Origin of the sequence: Marinomonas sp. SBI8L (assembly GCF_001624705.1) — a bacterium.
In the GTDB taxonomy this organism is placed as follows: Bacteria; Pseudomonadota; Gammaproteobacteria; order Pseudomonadales; family Marinomonadaceae; genus Marinomonas.
Window position 1 is genome coordinate 1 of record NZ_JSEO01000004.1, and the last position, 21,351, is coordinate 21,351.

Annotated in this window: 18 protein-coding genes and 5 tRNA genes; 8 read left to right on the forward strand and 15 right to left on the reverse strand. The window is 39.3% G+C overall.

Features of this window, described 5'->3' with window-relative positions:
- Nucleotides 1-445: 445 nt before the first annotated feature.
- On the reverse strand, nt 446-1,093 hold the full coding sequence (gene msrA / locus OA91_RS06240) for a peptide-methionine (S)-S-oxide reductase MsrA (RefSeq protein ID WP_063337292.1): 648 nt from the start codon (nt 1,091-1,093) through the stop codon (nt 446-448).
- Between the two features lie 80 nt (nt 1,094-1,173).
- On the opposite strand from msrA, the gene OA91_RS06245 reads away from it, so the two are divergent.
- The 6 genes from OA91_RS06245 (at nt 1,174) to OA91_RS06270 (ending at nt 2,638) form a co-directional block, all read left to right on the forward strand.
- On the forward strand, nt 1,174-2,106 hold the full coding sequence (locus OA91_RS06245) for a hypothetical protein (protein ID WP_063337293.1): 933 nt from the start codon (nt 1,174-1,176) through the stop codon (nt 2,104-2,106).
- A gap of 38 nt (nt 2,107-2,144) precedes the next feature.
- Nucleotides 2,145-2,221: transfer RNA gene (locus OA91_RS06250), tRNA-Met, on the forward strand.
- 36 nt (nt 2,222-2,257) lie between these two features.
- Nucleotides 2,258-2,334: transfer RNA gene (locus OA91_RS06255), tRNA-Met, on the forward strand.
- A gap of 22 nt (nt 2,335-2,356) precedes the next feature.
- A tRNA-Met gene (locus tag OA91_RS06260) sits at nt 2,357-2,433 on the forward strand.
- 26 nt (nt 2,434-2,459) lie between these two features.
- Nucleotides 2,460-2,536 (forward strand) — tRNA-Met (locus OA91_RS06265).
- A gap of 25 nt (nt 2,537-2,561) precedes the next feature.
- Nucleotides 2,562-2,638 (forward strand) — tRNA-Met (locus OA91_RS06270).
- A 27-nt stretch (nt 2,639-2,665) separates the two neighbouring features.
- On the opposite strand, the gene OA91_RS06275 is transcribed toward OA91_RS06270, so the two are convergent.
- The 14 genes from OA91_RS06275 to OA91_RS06340 form a co-directional block, all read right to left on the reverse strand.
- Nucleotides 2,666-3,679: a protein-glutamate methylesterase/protein-glutamine glutaminase gene (locus tag OA91_RS06275; protein WP_063337294.1), complete on the reverse strand. Its 1,014-nt coding sequence runs from the start codon at nt 3,677-3,679 to the stop codon at nt 2,666-2,668.
- Between the two features lie 24 nt (nt 3,680-3,703).
- Complete coding sequence (gene cheD / locus OA91_RS06280) at nt 3,704-4,315, reverse strand: chemoreceptor glutamine deamidase CheD (protein WP_046017070.1); 612 nt, start codon at nt 4,313-4,315, stop codon at nt 3,704-3,706.
- A 14-nt stretch (nt 4,316-4,329) separates the two neighbouring features.
- Nucleotides 4,330-5,157 carry a CheR family methyltransferase gene (locus OA91_RS06285; RefSeq protein ID WP_082827809.1) on the reverse strand — a complete coding sequence of 276 codons (828 nt, stop codon included), beginning with the start codon at nt 5,155-5,157 and terminating at the stop codon, nt 4,330-4,332.
- Nucleotides 5,158-8,256 carry a methyl-accepting chemotaxis protein gene (locus tag OA91_RS24700; protein WP_197477754.1) on the reverse strand — a complete coding sequence of 1,033 codons (3,099 nt, stop codon included), beginning with the start codon at nt 8,254-8,256 and terminating at the stop codon, nt 5,158-5,160.
- Entirely contained in the window at nt 8,243-8,767 is a 525-nt protein-coding gene (locus OA91_RS06295; RefSeq protein WP_046017069.1) for a chemotaxis protein CheW, read from the reverse strand. The genes OA91_RS24700 and OA91_RS06295 overlap by 14 nt, the downstream gene beginning before the upstream one ends.
- Nucleotides 8,764-10,839: a chemotaxis protein CheA gene (locus OA91_RS06300; protein ID WP_063337295.1), complete on the reverse strand. Its 2,076-nt coding sequence runs from the start codon at nt 10,837-10,839 to the stop codon at nt 8,764-8,766. The genes OA91_RS06295 and OA91_RS06300 overlap by 4 nt, the downstream gene beginning before the upstream one ends.
- Before the next feature lie 13 nt (nt 10,840-10,852).
- Nucleotides 10,853-11,218 carry a response regulator gene (locus OA91_RS06305; protein WP_046017067.1) on the reverse strand — a complete coding sequence of 122 codons (366 nt, stop codon included), beginning with the start codon at nt 11,216-11,218 and terminating at the stop codon, nt 10,853-10,855.
- A gap of 108 nt (nt 11,219-11,326) precedes the next feature.
- The gene (locus tag OA91_RS06310) at nt 11,327-12,469 is read right to left on the reverse strand and encodes a SpoIIE family protein phosphatase (protein ID WP_063337296.1); all 1,143 of its coding nucleotides are present in this window, start codon (nt 12,467-12,469) and stop codon (nt 11,327-11,329) included.
- Nucleotides 12,470-12,479: 10 nt separating this feature from the next.
- Nucleotides 12,480-12,764: an STAS domain-containing protein gene (locus OA91_RS06315; protein WP_046017065.1), complete on the reverse strand. Its 285-nt coding sequence runs from the start codon at nt 12,762-12,764 to the stop codon at nt 12,480-12,482.
- Between the two features lie 19 nt (nt 12,765-12,783).
- Nucleotides 12,784-13,965, reverse strand: coding sequence for a methyl-accepting chemotaxis protein (locus OA91_RS06320; protein ID WP_082827810.1), 1,182 nt, complete (start codon nt 13,963-13,965; stop codon nt 12,784-12,786).
- 407 nt (nt 13,966-14,372) lie between these two features.
- Nucleotides 14,373-15,119: a sulfite exporter TauE/SafE family protein gene (locus OA91_RS06325; protein ID WP_063337297.1), complete on the reverse strand. Its 747-nt coding sequence runs from the start codon at nt 15,117-15,119 to the stop codon at nt 14,373-14,375.
- 37 nt (nt 15,120-15,156) lie between these two features.
- On the reverse strand, nt 15,157-15,906 hold the full coding sequence (locus OA91_RS06330; RefSeq protein WP_046017063.1) for a DUF3726 domain-containing protein: 750 nt from the start codon (nt 15,904-15,906) through the stop codon (nt 15,157-15,159).
- Nucleotides 15,906-17,627, reverse strand: coding sequence for a hypothetical protein (locus OA91_RS06335; RefSeq protein WP_046017062.1), 1,722 nt, complete (start codon nt 17,625-17,627; stop codon nt 15,906-15,908). Before OA91_RS06335 ends, OA91_RS06330 begins: the two co-directional genes overlap by 1 nt.
- 240 nt (nt 17,628-17,867) lie before the next feature.
- Entirely contained in the window at nt 17,868-18,761 is an 894-nt protein-coding gene (locus tag OA91_RS06340) for a LysR family transcriptional regulator (RefSeq protein WP_046017061.1), read from the reverse strand.
- A 93-nt stretch (nt 18,762-18,854) separates the two neighbouring features.
- Here OA91_RS06340 and OA91_RS06345 point away from each other — a divergent pair, with 93 nt between their 5' ends.
- Together OA91_RS06345 and OA91_RS06350 are read left to right on the forward strand one after the other, a co-directional pair.
- Complete coding sequence (locus OA91_RS06345) at nt 18,855-20,300, forward strand: aldehyde dehydrogenase family protein (RefSeq protein ID WP_063337298.1); 1,446 nt, start codon at nt 18,855-18,857, stop codon at nt 20,298-20,300.
- 14 nt (nt 20,301-20,314) lie between these two features.
- Nucleotides 20,315-21,307 (forward strand): dipeptidase, encoded by a 993-nt coding sequence (locus OA91_RS06350; protein WP_063337299.1) that lies wholly within the window; start codon nt 20,315-20,317, stop codon nt 21,305-21,307.
- Nucleotides 21,308-21,351 lie beyond the last annotated feature (44 nt).

The window sequence follows — 21,351 nt, forward strand, 5'->3', positions numbered from 1 at the left end:
AATCTGAGCCATGATCAAACTCTTCAGTTTAAAATCATTGCTCACTCAAATCTTTACTGCTGACTTTAAAACTCGATCCAATCTAATGAATCAAACATAAAGCGTTTTAGTATCGACTCTCGTAAGACTTCAATTTTTTTGTAGTCATTCGAACATCAATTGAATAAACAATTAACAACTCGAACAACTTGCTGAAGTCTCTAGCGAGTGCCCACACAAATTATCTGATTAACTATTTTAAAGAGCGTCTGACTTATCTGTGTAAGATAGTGAGTTACTTGGTAACTTGTCGGTGTAGTCTTGTTTGCTACCCCGTGTCAGTGGAGGCGTATAATACGCACATGATTTTTTAAGGCAAGTACTTTTTTGAATATTTTCTAATTAATTTGAAATTTGTTAGAGAGCCCAGAAAAGCACCAACCTTAAACTTATCACTAACTATGCTTTATATAGAACAAGTAACACCTGTTCCTTTAAGACCACAGTATCCATTTACGTTTTTATGAAGATATTGCTGATGGTACTCTTCAGCAAAATAATAAGTATCTATCATCGCGCATTCAGTTGTGATCTCACCATAACCAGATTCAACCAGTCCTTTTTGATAGGCGTTTAAAGACTTTTCAACAACCTCTTGTTGTGATTCATCAGTTGTGTATATTGCAGAACGATATTGGGTACCTATGTCATTACCCTGCCTCATACCTTCTGCTGGGTTATGATTTTCCCAGAAGACCTTTAATACTGCATCCAAGCTTGTTAAGTCACGATCAAAAATAACATTCACAACTTCAGCATGTCCGGTTGCTCCTGAACATACCTCTTCATATGTCGGATTTAATGTATAGCCACCAGCATATCCAACTGAAGTTACTGTAACGCCAGGTGTATTCCATAACTTTCTCTCAGCTCCCCAGAAGCACCCCATACCTAAAATGATACGTTCTTCATTTGCCTGCAGGCTTTTTTTCATGTCTTGATTATTTACAGCATGGACCGCTGTAATTTTCATTTCTTCATTACGACCTGGCAGCGCTTCATTTTGAGGAACAATCGCAGCTTTAATAGCTTGTAATTTACTCTGATTAAACATTAGGTTACCTTTATAATTTTGTTACATTGCATAATGACAATCGTAATAGTGTTACTAAACTATCAAACTGAGAAAGCTTAATGCAAAGAGTCCTTTTTGTTTGGGACGCTCGAAACGCACCGAAACACCTTTATTTTTTTATTGATCATTTTAAAGAGATTTGTTCTGACTATGAAATTGAGCCAAGGTTCCTCTCTTTTTGTGACCAGGATTTTAACGGTATAGATAGATGCCAATATGGTATGCGAGCTTTGTTAAATGCAGTGCATCATCATAATGCCGACATTATCATAAGTTTTGGTAGTCAATCTAACCTGCTTGCTAAGCTAATAAAGCCAACGCTAAAAGTGCCTCTTATTTGTAATAACCTACCTGATGAGCTCGAACAATCTGCGAATGTAAAAAAGAAAATAGATAGAGTAACAAAAACATTTACAGCTCATTGTAATTGGTCATTAAGCTTTAATAGCAAGAGTAATTATTACTTACCTCCTAACATTATCAAGGACACACTAAATACTTGTATCGGTATCATTAAAGCAGACCCTATTGGACCGGTTTTAGCAAACCTAGTTCTACAGCAGGGTTTGACCTTTAAATATATTAATAGTGAGTCTTCCAATAAAAGATTAAAGAGTCAGTTTTCTGATGTTGATTTTATGATTATCTCAACAGATGTAGATGATATCTATCGTCTCTCTAACTATGCCGCTAGCTATGGCATTCCCAGTTTACATGTAGGCCAAAAGCTGAGGACTAAGGCAAGCAAAGAAAAGCATCCTTTCAAAGAAAAGCATCCTTTATATGAAAATGTTAGTTCTTCAATAGACATAGAGCTTATTAATAAAATTAAAGTTTGGAAGGGGTTCACGAAACCTCAAAAGCAAGAAAGCGCAAATGAAGCAAGACACGTACAGTCAATACATAATGGTATAGACAAGTTTCTAGCTGATTTAGGTTTTCAAAAATCCCTTAAATCAATTTATATTGAACCATTTTCAAATATCTCTTGACTCTCAATTGGCTCTCCCTATAATACGCACCTCGTTGACGCGGGATGGAGCAGTCTGGTAGCTCGTCGGGCTCATAACCCGAAGGCCGTAGGTTCGAATCCTGCTCCCGCAACCAATTATTTTTCTAATTGGATCAACGCCTTAAATTTGTCGCGGGATGGAGCAGTCTGGTAGCTCGTCGGGCTCATAACCCGAAGGCCGTAGGTTCGAATCCTGCTCCCGCAACCAAATTTAAACAATCTGTATTAGTCGCGGGATGGAGCAGTCTGGTAGCTCGTCGGGCTCATAACCCGAAGGCCGTAGGTTCGAATCCTGCTCCCGCAACCATACAGAATACAATATAGATTATTTGTCGCGGGATGGAGCAGTCTGGTAGCTCGTCGGGCTCATAACCCGAAGGCCGTAGGTTCGAATCCTGCTCCCGCAACCATTTAATTCTGTATAGCCTCATTCGTCGCGGGATGGAGCAGTCTGGTAGCTCGTCGGGCTCATAACCCGAAGGCCGTAGGTTCGAATCCTGCTCCCGCAACCAATTCAAGATTCTTCAAATATACACATCCTAATTAAACACATTCGCAGCAATATCTTCTAACGCTAATACATTGTGTACTACTTCTAGCTTTATCGCTTCTCTTGGCATTCCAAACACAACGCAAGTTTCTTCATTCTGAGCGATAGTAAAACCACCGTTTTGGTAGATTTTTTTCATGCCTTGAGCACCATCTTTTCCCATCCCTGTCAGGATTATGGCGATTACATTGTCCATTCCAAATTCAGCTAATGAATTAAACATCAAATCAACCGAAGGTTTATGACCACAAACTTTTTCTGAATCATCAAGTTGAGTCACATAATGGCCACCTCTTTTGATTATAGTTAAATGCTTTCCACCCGGTGCCAAATAGGCAGTACCAGGCTGAATAACCTCACCGCCTTTGGCTTCAAAAACATTTAATTGAGTATGTCTATTTAAACGGTTGGCATAAGATTGAGTAAACCCAGAAGGCAAATGTTGCGTAATCACTATTCCAGGAGAGTCTGCAGGAAACTGCTCTAAGAGCTCACGTATTGCTTCAGTCCCACCAGTAGATGCTCCAATAGCTATAATTTTAGTCGCCTTTTTATTATTAATAATTTTGGGAGGGGCTTTAATTTGCTTTGGTTTACGCCTCACATTTGCTTGATTAGCAGTACGTATTTTTTCTAGTATAAGCCCAGAGTATTGATTGATCCCATTTACAACATCCAAACTTGGTTTAGCGATAAAATCAACTGCGCCAAGCTCTATTGATTTAAAGGTGGCATCCGCACCCTCTTGAGTCAGAGTCGACATCATGACTACAGGCGTAGGCCTTGCTTTCATGAGTCGGCTCAAAAAGGTAAGCCCATCAACTTTAGGCATCTCTATATCTAATGTAATCACATCAGGTGCAAATTTATTGACTAAATCTCTAGCCACAAAAGCATCTTGTGCGGTTCCTACTAGCTCCATATCGCTAGCACTTTTAATAATTTCAGTCATCAAACTTCGTATTAATGCTGAGTCATCTACTACTAGAACTTTAATCTTCATAAAAATCCTTTTACTAAGAGCGAATTAAAATAAATCGATATCTCCAGTTTTAGTATGACTAGAAATGTCCGTTTGATAGACAGACTCCCTATTTACAAGAGGAGCAATGTGGGCAGACTTAAGCTTTTTAATAAGCACCTTGCCTGTATCGGTAAAGAAGAAAACCTTTCGAGGTTGAGCACCTTGAAGGTCACTACTGTAAACTTCTATATGTTCTTTCGATAAATAAAGACGAACAAATTCCGAGTTCTTCTCACCAACGGTTGAATTTGGCATTCCCGGTAGAACATTCGCTCCACCAAAAATTTTTGCCTGTAAATACTCTTTCCTCGCCCCAAGCTTCATTAAGTGGTTTATCAATATTTCCATCGCATAAACACCATAACGTGCTGAGGCTGTTAACATGCCAGAGTCCCCTCTTTCATCAGTCGGCAATAGAAAGTGATTCATTCCTCCAATCCCTGTCATTGGGTCCCTTAAACAAACGGACACACAGGACCCGAGTACTGTAACAATCAGCTTTCTCTCCTTGGTGGCATAATATTCACCAGGTAACACCTTGATCGCATTTTCATTAAAGTTGTTATCATAAAACTGATGAGAGGCAACATGAACATTATCGAAATCAAAAGACATCCAGATGCACTCCTTTAAGCTGGTTTATAAGTCGTTTTGCCAACAGCAGAAACGATGTGTGAAAAATAAGAAAAGTTTTCCGAGTGACCAGCAACATATAAACCATCTTTTGGAAGCAAACGAACCATACGAGTTAACAAAGCTTCCTGCATTTCACGATTAAAATAGATCATGACATTTCGACAAAAAATAATATTTACAGGCAAGTCTATTGGCCACTTACTATCTAAAAGATTTATCTGCCGAAATTTAACCATTCTTCTTAGCTCAGGCACCACCCTTACAAACCCTTTGTTTGAACCTGTCCCTCTATGGAAGAACTGCTTCTTCATGGATAAATTGAGAGACTGAATTCGAGACTCGTGATAAACCCCCTGTTTAGCTGTCTCTAAAACATTACTATCAATGTCCGAAGCGATAATTTCAATGTTTGTATCGAACTTGCCGAGTGCCTCTACAACACTGATGGCAATGGAGTAAGGCTCCTCACCAGTACTTGAAGCAGCACACCAAATCCGTTTAACTCCTGGTGTTTCATTAAGGTAATCTTTCAATACTTTAAAATGATGCTCTTCTCGAAAGAAGGAGGTCAAATTCGTTGTTAATGCATTAATGAAGTTTTGTTCTTCATGGGCATTAGCAGCAACATAGTCAAGATACTCAGCAATACTTGATAGATTAAGAGCTCTTACTCTTCGAACTAACCGGCTATAGACCATAGCGTCCTTGCTATCGGCCAAGTTTATGCCAGTTAGTTTATTGAGAAATACTCTAACTTTTTCAAAGTCCTCATTGGTATATAAGAACTCATGCTTGTCATCATCCTTGATTAAATTTAACAATTAGAATTCTTCCCATTCATCTTCAGATTGTTGAGCTTGAATAGCTTGTGGCGCAGGCCTTCTTACTATCTTCTCACTCGATTTAGAAGGTAACTTTTTAACACTTTTTAGCTCTTCCTTTTCCACATCTTCAGTATCAGTTAATTGAAATGTGGCCACCCTAGAAGTTAGTTGATCAGCTTGATGCTGCATGCTTTCTGCTGACGCAGCTGCCTGTTCAACTAATGCCGCATTTTGCTGTGTCATTGAATCCATTTGAGTAACTGCTTTACCTATTTCATCAATGCCTGCTGATTGTTCAGCAGAAGCCGCAGCAATTTCCGACATAATATCGTTGACACTTTTAATAGATGTCACTATTTCTTTCATCGTATCGCCCGAGCGCCCTACTAAAGCATTACCATCGGTAATTTTATTAACCGAATCAGAAATCAAAGCTTTAATATCTTTCGCAGCATTCGCAGACCTTTGTGCCAGAGTTCTTACTTCTGATGCAACAACAGCAAAGCCTCGACCTTGTTCGCCTGCCCTAGCAGCCTCTACCGCTGCATTTAAAGCTAAGATATTCGTTTGGAAAGCAATGCCATCAATAACACCAATAATGTCAGAAATTTTCTGTGAGGATTCATTTATCGATGCCATAGTTTGAACAACTTGCTGAATGAGATCTCCACCATCAACCGCCACTTCCGAAGCTTTGGAAGCCAAGGAGTTTGCTTGTTTAGCATTATCAGCATTTAACCTAACTGTACCTGTCAGTTCTTCCATACTAGAAGCGGTTTCTTCTAAACTTGCCGCCTGCTGTTCAGTTCTGTTTGAAAGATCAGCATTACCTTGGGCAATTTCAACAGATGCTGTATTTATCGTATCTGCTGCTGTTCGTATTTCCCCTATAATTCGGGCTAAGTTTTCTGTAGTTTGATTTGAGTAATTCTTAAGTTGTTCGAAGGTACCTTTATAATCTGCTTCAACTTTTTCCGTTAAGTCACCTTCAGACAAGGCTAGCAATACTCTGGAAACATCATTCAAACCAACATCGGCAGTTTCCAATAAACGGTTAAGCCCTTCAGCCATAGATAACATAAAATCAGATTTATTTTCTGTACTTGCTCTTTCGGAGAAATTGCCATCTACCGCCGCAGAGACCAACATGGCGATTTCTTCTTCGGCCTCAACTTCTAATGTTCTATCAAGCCATTCAACAACAGAACCAAGACGAACACCGTCTTCAGAAACAATTGGGTTTGCTATCAGGCGATAGTGTCTTCTACCAACCTTGATTTGAGAGGTATAACTTGATTGTAATTTTTCAAGCAAGTTTTGCTGATGAGCAGGGTTTGCATGAAAAATATCAATATTGCTACCAAGTACGGTGGCAGAATTAAAGTGGGGTAAAACAGCTCTCAAGTCAGACTCTGAGTCTTGCAACATGGCCATTACGCTTTCATTCATGTAACAAATATTTCTATCTGCATCAGCGATCATAACGTTTGTTGTCGTACAATTTAGAGAGGCCAGGACTCGCGCTGTCTCTTCTTCAGTTATAAGCTTTTGTGAAATATCATCCCACTCGATGCAAGAACCAATATGAGCCCCCGCTTCATCCAAAACAGGGTTGGCATTAAGGTTAAAAGTCCGTGCACCAATGCTTGTTCTAGATTCAATATTCTCCGTCATTTTACTAAAAGCAGACACAAATTCGACCGATTTCTCTGGGCTCGTCAACTTAGATAAAGGCATGCCAATCAAAGAATTAACATTAAAGTCAGGATCCCACCGACGAATATCATCTTGAGAGTCTTTAAATAAATCTTTGGTAGTTTGATTTACATAAAACAATTTATTTTCTTCATCAGCCATCATAAAAGCAGTAGCACTATTATCAATCGCTTGTTTAATGGAATAATTACTTTTTGCCTCAACTTCAGCCAACTTTAGTTTCTCAGCCATAGTAGCTAAAGAATTAAAGAGTAAGCCAAACTCATCTTTACGCTTTAGATTTAAATTATGTTCAAAGTTATTATTTGAAATACTATTTGCAGTACTCACCCCTTGATTAACACCATTAATCACTGATCGTACTATGGCTAGCCCTAACACCAGACTAACGATGATTAATACTGAAATAAATACAACCGCTTCATATAAAAGCCAGTAAGCTTCTGTGACTTTCTCCTCTAAACGCTTTTCTAAAACTTTATTAGTATGCTCAGCGAAAAGGTCAAAATCATTCATCATTCGATTCGCATCTTCGAAAAATTGATTCGTCGGATAAGTTAAAGCTTGTTTTTGAAAGATCTCTTGATCAATCAAATTGGCAAACTCTTGAAACTCTCTATTCAGTTTTTCAACTTCGCTTTTTAGCGAAAAGACTTCAGGATCACTCGAAGACGCAATGGAAACTTCAATATTGTGGCTTAAGAAGTAAAATGAGCTTACGACACTATCGATAGCAACATGAAGCAAACCAGCTTGCTCAGCACTGATATATCCCTCGGCTAAAACACCAGCACCAATCCCTCTTAAACGGGCAATCCCTTCTAACACTTTGGGTAAGTCATCATTAGATGCAATGACTAAATGATAAGTTTCAGGAGCAGGGTCATACCTGAGATAGAAAAACTCAGATACATTTGGAATCATCTTAGAGCTAATTTCCGTAATCATTTTCGTGTGTTGATCAAATGATTCTTTTTGGGAAATATTATTGTTACGAACTTCAGATTTTAATGTTGCAAAGCTAGATGCAAGAGTACTTAAGCGCTCATTGATTTCCGTGTTAGGCATGACTTCACGGAAGTAAGGTTGAATTTCGGATAAATGCTTAGTAAGGCTTTCAGCTCTTTCATCAATATTTCTTTTGCTTGAATCTTCATTCGTTAAATAAATTGCACTTGTGCCCCTGTGACCTTGAAACAAGCCTTCAAGTTTCATCAACTTTCTAATAGGCTCTATCCCTGCCAACTCTTTTTCTAAAACATCGATGAGCACGACCTCTGTCTTTATAAAGAAGCCTGTTGGTAATGCAATTGCCACTAGAGCGAGTAAACCAAGTGACAACATTTTTGTTGATAACTTAAAATTGTTAAGCCAGCTCATTATTATTCTCCCTAATATCTAAATCACGATTACTCTCGTATAGCCCAAGCTCATCACTTGAAATCAAAGCTTCAATATTAACCAATATAACCATCTGATCTTCTAGCCTTGCTAATCCATGTAAATACTGGCTATCAAAAGCAACCCCAAACTCAGGTGCCGGTTTAATATCATTCATTGACAGGTTAATCACATCAGATACACCATCAACGACTATTCCCACCACACGATTAGCAATGTTCAGCATAATCACTATGGTAAAATCATCATAAGTAACCTGACCGACTTCAAACTTAATTCTAAGGTCGATAATAGGTACAATGTCGCCACGTAAATTTAAAACACCTTTAATAAATGGTGGCGCATTCGCTATTTTGGTTACCGCCTCATACCCTCTAATTTCTTTCACTGTCATAATATCTAAGGCGTAATGCTCCTCCCCCAAAATGAAGGTTAAGAACTCTTGCCCATCCATGATTAAGTTTTCTTTTTCATTTGAAGCTTGATTCATATTGCTTCCGCCTGTTGAACATATTCTTGTGAAGTGACTGAATGAGAGAGAGACTCGACATCTAAGATCATCGCGACACTGCCATCACCCATAATTGTTGCTCCAGCAACCCCAGGAACTCTTTTGTAATGCCTTTCTAAACTTTTAATAACAACTTGCTGTTGCCCAACAAGATCATCCACTAATAAGCCAAAACGCTTTTTAGCACTTTCAACTAACACGACAATGCCTTTAGAAGGGTCCTCAATCGCATTACTGACTGACAAACAACTACCTAAGGGGATGATTGGCCAGTACTCTCCACGCACCCATAACAAAGGTTCGTTTTTAATTAATCTGATTTGAGTTTGATCTGGCTGAATTGACTCAATGATATTAACGAGAGGAACAACGAAGATTTCACCCGCTACATCAACTGTCATACCATCGACAATCGCCAAAGTTAGCGGTAAATGTATGTGAAAAGCGGTACCTTGGCCGGCTGTCGATTCAATTTCAATTCGGCCACCTAAAGATTCGATATTCCGCTTAACCACGTCCATACCAACACCGCGGCCTGATACGTCAGTTACCTCAGCAGCAGTCGAAAAACCTGGTGCAAATATCAGATTCCAAACATCACTATCTTGGAAGTTTTTCTGTAACGGAATATTATTTTCAGCCGCTTTATTTAAGATTCTTTCACGATTAAGGCCCGCACCATCATCGATAATACTAATTAAAATAGATCCGCCCTTCTGCTGAGCTTTAAGCGTGATGGTTCCTTTTGCGGTTTTACCTGCTTTGGCTCTTTCTTCTGGCACTTCAATGCCATGGTCAATACTATTTCGAACTAGGTGAGTTAAAGGGTCAGCCAATTTTTCAATCAAGCTTTTATCAATCTCAGTCGTTGCGCCTTCTAAATTGAGGTCTACTGTTTTATTGAGTTTGCTAGATAAATCCCTCACCAATCTCGGAAAGCGGTTAAACACAAACGAGATAGGAAGCATTCGAATAGACATGACAGCTTCTTGAATTTCTCGGGTATTCCTTTCAAGCTCGACTAAAGCGATGAGCATTTTTTCACTAACACCTTCATCCACTTCTTCTTCAATCATGGCAAGCATAGATTGAGTAATTACAAGCTCGCCGACTAAATTGACTAAGGTGTCCACCTTAGATGTTTCGACTCGAATAGTGGAGGATTCTGGTGTTTTTTCTACAGGTTTAAGAGGCCTTCGAGCCGCTTTAACAGGTGTAGCCGCTGGTTTAGTTGTTGCAGGTACATCATTTGCTTTTGCTTCGACAACTTTAGCGTCATTAGCAACGGGGTTAGGAACACTCTTAACAACAGAGGCAACAGAATTAGAAGGCTCTTTTTCCTGGGAAGTAATTTCTGCAGGTGGCTCACTATTGTTACTTTGCACAACCTCTTTATCATCAGCTTTTGCTTTCTCCTCTAAAGCAGGTTCATCTTGATCAAAGAAGCCAAAACCCTCTTCATCGTCATTAGATTCTTCCTTAACGTCTTTATTCTCAACATCTTCGAAGAACCCGAAGTCTTCGTCATCAGAAGCAGAGACTTTTGATGCCTGTGGATCTTCAAAAAAACCAAATTCTTCGACTTCCTCTTTGATAATGGGACTTTCAAAAAAGCCGAAATCCCCTTCATTATCAGACTCGTCTACTGGCTCATCTTCAGAAGTAACTTTAACGGCATCTTCTAAACGGCGAGTACTGGTACCGACTAGTTCCCAATCAATATCAGAATCATTTCGATAGCAGGCTAAAATCGACTTCAAGACGTCGATCATTTCGAGTAAAAGATCAACAATAGAAACAGATAATTTGATTGTTTGCTTACGGGCTCTATCGAGTAAGTTTTCCATTACATGAGTCAAGCCAGTTAACGCCTTAAAGCCAAAGATATCACTCCCACCTTTTATTGAGTGGGCAGCTCTAAACACGCTATTCAATGCTTCTGGATCTGGATCATTAAGATCTAGCTCCATCAACAAGTGCTCCATTTCATCAAGATGTTCCTGACTTTCTTCAAAGAAAACATCATTGAACTGACTCATATCGATAGTCATAAAACATCCCTGTTTAATTTAAAACTTTTGCAACAACCTGTAGGAGTTTTTTCGGATCAAAAGGTTTAACCATCCAGCCCGTTGCGCCAACAGCCTTGCCTTGTGCTTTCATAGCGTCACCAGCTTCTGTTGTTAGCATAATCAGTGGAGTGCGTTTATAGGCATCCAAGGCACGTAATGATTTAATTAAAGTTAAACCATCCATTCTCGGCATATTCTGATCGGTTAAGACAAAATCGAAACGTTTTGTCTTACAGAGGTCCAGTGCTTCTTTTCCATCTTTAGCAGAAGTCACTGTGTAACTTGCAGATTTTAATGTCGCTTCAATCATTTGCCTAACTGAGGCTGAATCATCAACAATTAATAAATTATTGCTCATATATATCTCACTCCATCGAAATAAAAAACACATATAATCCACAATGAAATTATATAAATAAGGTTAGATTCACATTTTAATTTTTGCCATTAATCATTGATGTTTTTATTAAATTTTCTCGAAATCTATTACACAAATTGAAATATCATCATTTACAGGCATATTTCCTCTAAATGAATTGCTTTTATCCATAACGCTATCGACTAATACTTCAACCGAGGTTTTATTAATCACCTCAAAGACTCTCTGCTCACCAAACTCTTCACCCACTTTATTACACTGCTCTGTTAAACCATCGCTATACATGAATAAAAAGCCTTTTTTAGGCAAAGGCATAGTTAAAAAGTTAGTATCGAACTCCTTCTCACCTAAAATGCCAAGTGCCATATTTTCTGATTCTGCTTCTTTTTCTTTCATATTATTTTCGGCATAGATAAGCACTGTTGGCATACCACCATTCCATACCTTCAATTGCTGGCTATAAAGGTCTAGCTCAATTAAAATCGCCGATATAAATCGGTCTGGAGGGATATAATCACCCAGTTTTGAATTTAACTCCTCAAGTACCATTTCAGCAGAGTGGCCTTTACTTATCATGGACTTAAAGATGGAAGCCAAGGGGAAAACACTGATTGCTGCCGCTAGGCCATGACCAGTAGCATCCGCTAATAAAATATAATGAGAACCTGAGGGTGACTGTGAGTGCAGTTGAATATCACCGCTAAAATTATCTGCGGAAAGAGTATAAGAGTGTAAGAAGTCGGGTTTATCTTCCTCGCCTATCATATGGTTATATACATAATACGCGATACTTTCTTCAACTTTATGTTGATGCATAAGCTCACCTAAGAGCTTTGATTCCTCTTTTGATTTTTTCCTTTGCACATCATCATCAAGTATCTTCTTAACTTTACACCAGAAAAGCTTTAAGTTTAAAGGCTTGATAAAATAATCAGATATTCCAATTTTAAAATATTTATCAATATTTTTTTCTTCTTCCTTGTCAGTAACAATAATGATGGGATACTTTGATGAAAACTCTAAAACAAAAGAAAACAAGGACTCATCACTTAACATGTCATCATTAATAATGATCATAGAATAGTCTTTTGTCTTTTCCTTTAATTTTGCTTCAAAGAATGTATTAAAGACATTTAATTCAAAGTTATTACTTGAAAAAACATCATTCATTATAGAATCGACAGCATAATCATTACTTACAAGTAATAATTTAACGATTAAGTCATTCATACTTAAAATCTCACTCAAAAGCGTATAGTTTTTGAAAATTAGCCATTTTCAATATCTCAGCTGTTTTTCCCGATACGTTTTTTACAGTTACTTTTTTATTGCATGCCTGAGCTTTTCTATATAATAAAACCATCATTCCCAAGGCAGAACTATCAAGGTAGCTTACTCGGCTAAAATCAAGCACTATCTCAGAAACACTGGCATTTATAATTGAATCATCATATTTTTTCGTAAACTCCTTATGAAAACTAAAATCAAATTTATCGGGTAATGAGATTACATTGGTATCACTCATAAAATAATCACCTTTTAATTTAGAATAAATCAATTTCTCCACTTTCGATGTCAGTAGAAGAAACAGGGTTCCTTGCAGTATCTTGCCTTTGTTTAATTTTTTCAGCATAAGAGTGAACATCATTTTTAACAGACTCAAAGTCATTAAAGTTTAATGAACCAAGCTCTTTAGATAAGAAAGCCAAGGTCTCATTGGTAAAAGTAATATTCTGACTATTAATATCATCGAACTGTAGCGCTCTTATGGCGTTATGAATTGAATCTTCAAGCTGAGAAGAAATACCATCTAAGCGATCTGTTACCTCTTCATCCGACTCTGCTTTCTCGATGATTTTCTTCAGAGCATCTTGCATATAACGTTTAGAGTCCATGATATAAGTAACATCTTGAGAGGCTAGAATTTTAACCCCTTCAGACAAGTCTTCTATACGATTACAAATACTACTAATTTTTGATTGTATTGATTCACTGAACCCAGATGAGCGATTTGACAGAGCTCTTACCTCATCAGCTACAACAGCAAAACCTCTTCCAGCTTCTCCCGCTCTAGCGGCTTCAATCGCCGCATTTAGTGCCAATAAGTTTGTCTGGGAAGAGATTTGATCTATGTCTTTTAAAGCGGATACAACCAATGGCAACTCTTCGGCAATGGTATTTACTTTTTGCAGCAATTCCATGGAAGAGGCAGACATTTCAACGGTTGTATTTATAAATTTAGATAGGGTTTTACCTGTATTATCTGCAAATAGCTTCATTGCAGTACTGTATTGCTCATCCTGATTATCCTCACTTTTACCCACCTTAATTAAGGTTTGAATACACTCATTCTCTTCTTCCATAAGTCGATTAAAATCAGCGAAAGATTCAGTTAAAAGCTCAACCGCCCCTTTTTGAGTTTCAAAAATACCATCAAGATTTGTTTGGCATTCTTGCAAAACAGGGTGAATCTCTTGCACTAAGCCAAGCATGCCAGATTCACTTACCTCTTCATTACTCACTTCATTTACAGGGTTTTCTTCAGGCTCAGCTTCATTTTCATCTGACACTTCAGAAGGAGGATTTTTGGTAAGAAAAAATTTCATTGAAACAACAGATATTAAGGTACTGACTACAACGGCTACATAGGTATAGCCAGTTGAAACCAAAGCAATGCCAGCAAGAAGTGCAACAACGACACCAAAAAGCATCTTCGCCCTATCCATGGAACCTCCTTAAAATTTTAAAACTCAATCGGTGAAATTAAATAAACAATTGATTTAATTAAGTTTTAAAACCAGTCCATAACAAATTAAATAGCCCAATTTCTCTTCGAAAATTTAAATATATACAATGAGGCAGTATAGATTGCATTTAAGATATATCCATTATCTCACCCTTAATTTTATTGAATAAATTAACCTCTGCGAGCACACCTCAAAGCCCATTAGGTAAACTCACTATCTAATGAAAGCTCAAAAATAGTCTTAAATTAAGCGTAGCAGTAAAGGCAAAAAGTAAAAGTGAGGAGACCTAAAAAGTGTTAATTTTTGTCATAAAAGACAATGAGATTAAAATGATAATCTCCTAGGAAGGTTTAAATCACTCATCATCTTGTAAGGCGAGAAAATTATTATTCATAAAATGTTAGTAAACTTTTGCTAATAATAATGAAGGCTGAAAATATCGATAAAAAAATGATACTTTTTTTACTAGGTGAGATCACCGCAAAAAGTTTATACCTTGATAGTAAAAAACCTATCAACACACCCGGCATCATTTTCACACTCAGTACAAAGGCTTGCAGGCTAAGCTCTCCAGCTAAAGCTAGCAAAAGAATAGAAATAGGTGTGCCAATTAAAAAAAAGCTGATCAAAGCCTTACGCGTATTAACTGGCGATTCATTTTGATAAATAAGCGCCATAATCGGCCCGCCGATAGACGTAATAGTGCCAGAAAAGCCTGAAAAGAAACCCGCTAAAAACAGGTTTCTAGCGTTTAAAGGAATGGATAATTTTATAAAAGAAAGTAGCGAAGCAAACAAAAGGCTCACCCCGATAGCCATACCAAGTAGCCATTGGGGGAGGTAAATAAGGATGACAACACCGAACCAAGAACCGGGAAAGCGAGCAGCGATAGCAGGTAAAACTATTTTGAGAGATAAGCTTTGTTTTTCGCTAAAGAACAATAAAAGAGACAAGGTAAAGCCCAAAATTAAAATAGGGCCAGGCATGTAGCTTTCATTGATAATGAAAAGTAGAGGCGCACTTAAAAGCGCAAAACCAATCCCTATCCTTGCTTGAACAAGAATGCCCAAGATCACAATCGCTAAGGATAAAAGGTCAATAGTACTATAAGCAAAAACAGAAAAAGGGAGCATTTAACTCCCTTTTCTGTGGTTTATAGACAGACTCAGTTTAACTTGCACCAGCACCCTGTCTTGACTGTTCAGAGTTCTCTACCAAAACAGCCGCACCGATCTGATTGATTTCTTGCCAAAGTTTTTCATCGATTTCGATACCATTATCTATGGTCTTCTCTTTCTCTTTCGCAATCTCTTTCGCACTCATATGGAATCGAGTTTGATGATCATTTGAGTTTTGCAAAGAAGAAGTTAAATCAACTCGAGAACTACAAATAATGGTCAATGCTTGCTTGTCCTGCTCATTGCTCTCAAGATTAGTCACAGCTTGGCTAAAAGAAGGGTAACGCGCACCAGCATTAATAGCAGCCGTATATTCAGTTACCACGTCCGATCCATTGCGCCAGTAAGCCACCACACTGATACCACGACGGCCACAATCAGTCAGTGCTTTTAGTATGAACTTACGGTTATGACAATTGTGTACACTAATAGTCGCAATACCACATTCAAGTGCCTTTGCATGGGCTAGATCAACCGCTGAAGCAATACAGTTCAGCGCACTTCGGCCATGGCTATCAATAGTAGCGGAGGTGCTATCTTCATAGATGACGGTACTCATATCCTTATATCTATCTTCTTTAATATAAGGCAAGGTTCTTTGTAATTCTTGCAGTCCATTTAAGCCATGCTTTTCTAGCCATAGGATCATGTTGGCAGCATCTTCGTAATTACCAACAAAATAGTTAGCCGCTTCAAAGCAACGTCGTAAAGCCGCTTTCAACTCATTCATAGAAACATGCATTAGACATTCTCCTCTGCTTTTGGCGCCAATGGCATAAACCAATCATCATTAAAACTAGTCCCAATATCTTCTAATAAAGGTGCGCCTTGAAACATGGTATTTCGCACCCAAAGTTTGGATCTAGGATCAAATTTACTCACCCCAAAGAAGGCAAGTTTGGCTCTTAGCAAATGCATAGGAAGTACATTTTTATCAAGCAAGTTAGCCTGAATATCACCATAAACACAACGGTTCATACTTTGAATACGTCTAACAATGCCTCTCAATTTAGGCTTAGTAACCATAAAACGAGCGGTTGAATGTTCTGGGAATTCATTAATATATTCGCACAGCTGGTCATAGCATTTACGTACGGCATAACCCACACCTAATGCCATTTGTTTATCTTTCCCTTTTTCGGTCGCCGCTTGACCTAATCTTGGCTCCATCTTCTCTTCTGATCTGTACCAGAAAATATCTCTAGAACCACTTTCACTAAAGTCTATTTTCAGTGCCCATGCATAACGAGTTTCAATCACCTGTTTAAGTGTTTGCAGCGGCATAACTGGGTCTAGATCTAAAAACTCTTCAGAACCATGATAGCCCTCTAAGTCGTCAACCAACTCAGGGTGAAGCTCTAATAACAAAGAGACTAGAAGCTCTTGCCCTTGCAAAGAGCAAGCCTCTTCACTCCAAACAATCAAGCTATTCCAGCTGTCTACACCAAGGTCAAGACGTGCTTTTAGCTGTTCAAGATCTGCCAAAACAGCAATATTATTGTTTGTTTGCCACTCGTCTTCCGTTTCTGTTTCAGCCATATGGCTTTGTACACGGCTGATTAAACGCTCTAGCTTCTCTTTTGCATTTTCATCATAAAGCCCAAGCAACCTCACTCTTGCTAAAGCAAGCTCACGCATCTCAACCCATTGGTTAATTAATAGAGGATGGTTCATGAGATAGGGCGCCATGCCTAAACCTGTTGAGTTACCAATACCAAAGTAGCGCTTAATTTCTGGTTTCATTGGGTTATAAGTCGCTGGCGTACGTTTTTCAGCAATATGCTCAGCTTGGAACAAACTAAAATTTCTCAACATGAAGCACACGAACATTTCTGCCGAGAAAGGTCGCGCAAAATCAGGCCAGCGAGTAGATACCTTCTCCCAATCCGCCATGCCTAATTTACCACTGCCGTAAACAGCCGTTGTACGATATAAATAGCCCACTTTAGCTATCTTATTAATGTCCGGCTGACCGCCGTTCGCTAATTGATCAACAACGTATTCAAAGTTACGTGCACTTCGGTTAGCACGTGATAAGACAAAGACACGGGAATCAACTCGACCCGCTTCTTGTTTAGGGACATTTTGGCGCAAGCTTTCAACGTAAACCTCATCCACTTTACCAGCAACCAGCGCCATTGTGAGATCCCATTTTGAAGCGATTACCCTATCATTTCTCTCATCTGGAGACAGATAATCAGAAAAGATAACAAAGCTAAACAGGTCATGAGGTGTTTGAATTTCATAAATAGCCGTACCATAGCCCTCGTCATTTAAAGACATGGTCGTCATATTTATCTGCCAACGCTCGCGCATCACATGGCGAACCAAGATGCGCATAAAGCTTAATCGGCTTTGATGCATAGCACCTAATCGCTCCAAATCCATTACCTGGTCGATAGGCCGAAGTGGCAACGCATTATTTCCTCTTAACGAGGAGTCAATCGCGGCGGGCGTGGTCATGGCAAACACTCTCTTATTTTAGTAATTGAAAATTGTCTTCCTAGTGAATAGACATTCATGTTTCACTTGATGGTCTCATCATTGATCATGCGCCCTCTCCCATCAAATCAAAAAGCTATATCATTAGATAAGCTTTTCTAATCAAAACACCTCAAACCATTACTTTTCCTAGGTTTTACCCTTTTATAAAAAAATGAGCTCTTTTCAATTCTTTGACCAGTATCAAACAAACACAGCCAATTAGCGCTTTGCCTTGCTCAAAATAAAGTCAACAAGCGCACTCGCAGCAGGTGATAAAGATTTGTTATTAAGCTGCACTAAACCAATTTTGCGCACCACAAAAGGTGTATCCAAAGGGATAAAACACAAAGTTGAGCTCTCTTTAGGGAAGGCATATCGAGGTAAGGTTGTAATTCCTACACCCGCTTCAAGCATGGCAATTAAAGAGATCATATTAGAAATATAGAACTGTGAACGGCCAAGTAAAGGGCTAGCCTCACTGTCTTCTAGCAAGCGCGAAGTACCATTACTAATAAACCTATGTTCTAACAATGTTTTCCAATGAATCCCCTTAAGCTCAGCTAAAGGGTGATCTTTAGGGCAAACAACGCCTATCTGATCTTCCCAGATAGCTTCAAAGGTTTTATCGGGATGTTCCTCTTCATGAAATAAGCTGGCAATACCAAAATCTACCTGCTGATTTTCAACCATTTTAAGAACGGCATCAGAGTTATCATCAAAGAAACTGACATTCAGCTCCGTCGCATCCGCAACAAACTCAAGTAGCAATTCAGGTAAAACCTGACTTGCTATAGAAGGGACAGAAGCTAGTCGGATATGTCCTGCTTTATGATCGGCCATCAACATCATGTCTTGCGCAATACGATCATGATGAGCAATGAGTTCTTTTGCCTTAGGTAAAAACAGTTCACCAAAAGGTGTCAACTCAGCCTTAGCAGACTTAGTTTTACGTTTTTCAAAAACAGACTCACCCAGTTTACTTTCCAAATCTTTTATCGATAAAGAAATCGCAGGCTGAGTTCTATGGGCCCGCTCAGCAGCCACATGAAAGCCTTTAAGCTCAGCAACCCAAACAAAATGGCGTAGTTGAGTAATTTTAAGTTCTGGCATCATAATAAAAAAACCTTATCACTTAATATTAATTATTAATTTTTATTATTAAACCATGGGTACTAGTATGATGCCAATACCACATAGGAGTAGATCATGTCCGATTCAGTTTTTCGTAATTACATCGCCGGTGAATGGGTTGATGGAAACAAAGATAATATAGATAACATTAGTCCAGCTGACACCAAAGATAACATTGGTACTTATGCTCAAGCAGATAAAGCGCAAACACTTGCAGCGATTGAAGCGGCTAAGCAAGGTCAAGCTGAATGGGAAAAAAGCGGTCTAGAGCAAAGATACTCTGTCTTGATGGCTATTGGTGACGAGCTGATCGCACGTAAAGACGAGCTAGGTGAATTGCTAGCCCGAGAAGAAGGTAAAACATTAGCAGAAGGCGCTGGTGAGACTTACCGTTCAGGTCAGTTCTTCCACTATTATGCTGCTGAAGTACTTCGTCAAATGGGCGAAACAGCTGACTCAGTTCGTCCAGGTGTTGAAATCGAAACTCGCCGTGAGCCAGTTGGTGTTGTAGGTATCATCACACCTTGGAACTTCCCAACAGCAACAGGCGCTTGGAAAATTGCCCCAGCACTTGCATACGGTAACTCAGTTGTTTGGAAACCCGCTAACCAAGTACCAGCAAGCGCTTGGGCTTTAACAGAAATCATTTCTCGCCAAGGTCTACCAGCAGGCACAGTAAACCTAGTAATGGGTCCTGGTGCTGAAGTAGGCGATACGCTGATTCACTCAAAAGATATCAATGCACTGACTTTCACAGGTTCTTTAGAAACTGGCCGTAAAGTCGCTGTTGCAACAGCTGCAAACCTAATCAAATGCCAACTAGAAATGGGCAGTAAAAATGCACTGATCGTTCTAGACGATGCAGACATTGATAATGCTGTTGAATGTGCCGTTGGTGGTGCTTACGGTGGTACAGGTCAAAAATGTACAGCCTCTTCACGTTTAATCGTTACTGAAGGTATCCACGACGAATTCGTTGCAAAAATGATTGAGCGCATGAAGAAATTGGTTGTTGGTCACCCTCTTAAAGAAGGTGTTCACATCGGTGCGGTTGCTGATGCACGTCAAATGGAACAAAACCTATCTTACCTTGAGCTTGCTAAGAAAGAAGGCGGCGAATTGGCATATGGTGGTGAAGTACTGACAGAAGAAGCAGATGGTTACTACATGCAACCAGCGCTTTTCACTAACACAACAAACCAGATGACAATCAACCGTGAAGAAGCTTTCGCGCCTATCGCTTGCATCATCAAGGTTGCGGATTACACAGAAGCACTAGACACACTAAATGATACAAACTTTGGTCTAACAGGTGGTATTTGCACAACTTCTCTTAAATACGCTAACGACTTCAAACGCAATGCTAAAACGGGTTGCGCCATGATCAACTTGCCAACAGCAGGTACGGATTACCATGTGCCATTTGGCGGACGTAAAGATTCAAGCTTTGGTCCACGTGAGCAAGGAACTTACGCAAAAGAGTTCTACACCGTGGTTAAAACCACTTATATGCGCGCATAACAAAGGGCTGAATCATGCATCAGGATCTTATCGTCATAGATGGTTTGCAATACTCGAATTGGGACAGAAACATCTTCTTACAGCTTAAAGAAGGTGGTGTCACCATGGTACATGCGACCATTGTTTACCATGAACAAATTCGCGAAACCCTATTGCGTATTGGTGAATGGAATACTCATTTTGAGCGTAACGCTGACCTAATTATGCCGGTTCGCTGTGCTGATGATATTCGGATCGCCAAACAAACAGGCCGTGTCGGCATCATGTTTGGCGCTCAGAATTGCTCACCGATTGAAGACGACATTGCCATGATCGAGATAATGCGTGAGCTGAATCTTATGATCATGCAGCTCACTTATAACAACCAAAGTCTGCTGGCTTGCGGTTGTTATGAGGCAGTCGATAGCGGTGTCACTCGCTTTGGTAAACAAGCAATCAAGGAAATGAACCGTGTTGGCATGATAGTCGATATGAGTCATAGCGGTGAACGCAGCACCCTTGATGCGATAGAAATATCAGAGCGTCCTATTGTGATTTCTCACGCTAATCCGCTGAGTTTCCATGAAGCAAAACGCAACAAGTCAGACCTAGTTCTTAAAAACCTTGCCGAATCAGGTGGTTTATTAGGTTTCAGTTTATATCCATTCCACCTAAAAAATGGGTCTAACTGCCGCCTTGATGAGTTCTGCGACATGATAGCTAACACAGCAGATTTAATGGGCATTGACAATATTGGTATAGGTACAGATTTATGCCAGCAGCAACCACTTTCTATTCTTGAATGGATGCGAAATGGTCGTTGGTCAAAAACAAAGGATTACGGGGAAGGGTCTAAATCCAATGCGGATTGGCCTGAACCACTCACTTGGTTTAGGGATAGCCGAGATTTCCCAAATCTCACCAAAGGCCTGATTGATCGAGGCTTTAATCAAACTGAGGTAGCAAAAATAATGGGCCAAAACTGGTTACGATTCTTCGACGAAGGATTAACACCACAGGGTTCATAAAGGTAACCCAAGTTAACGGGCATACAGGCATGCTCGTTAACGCC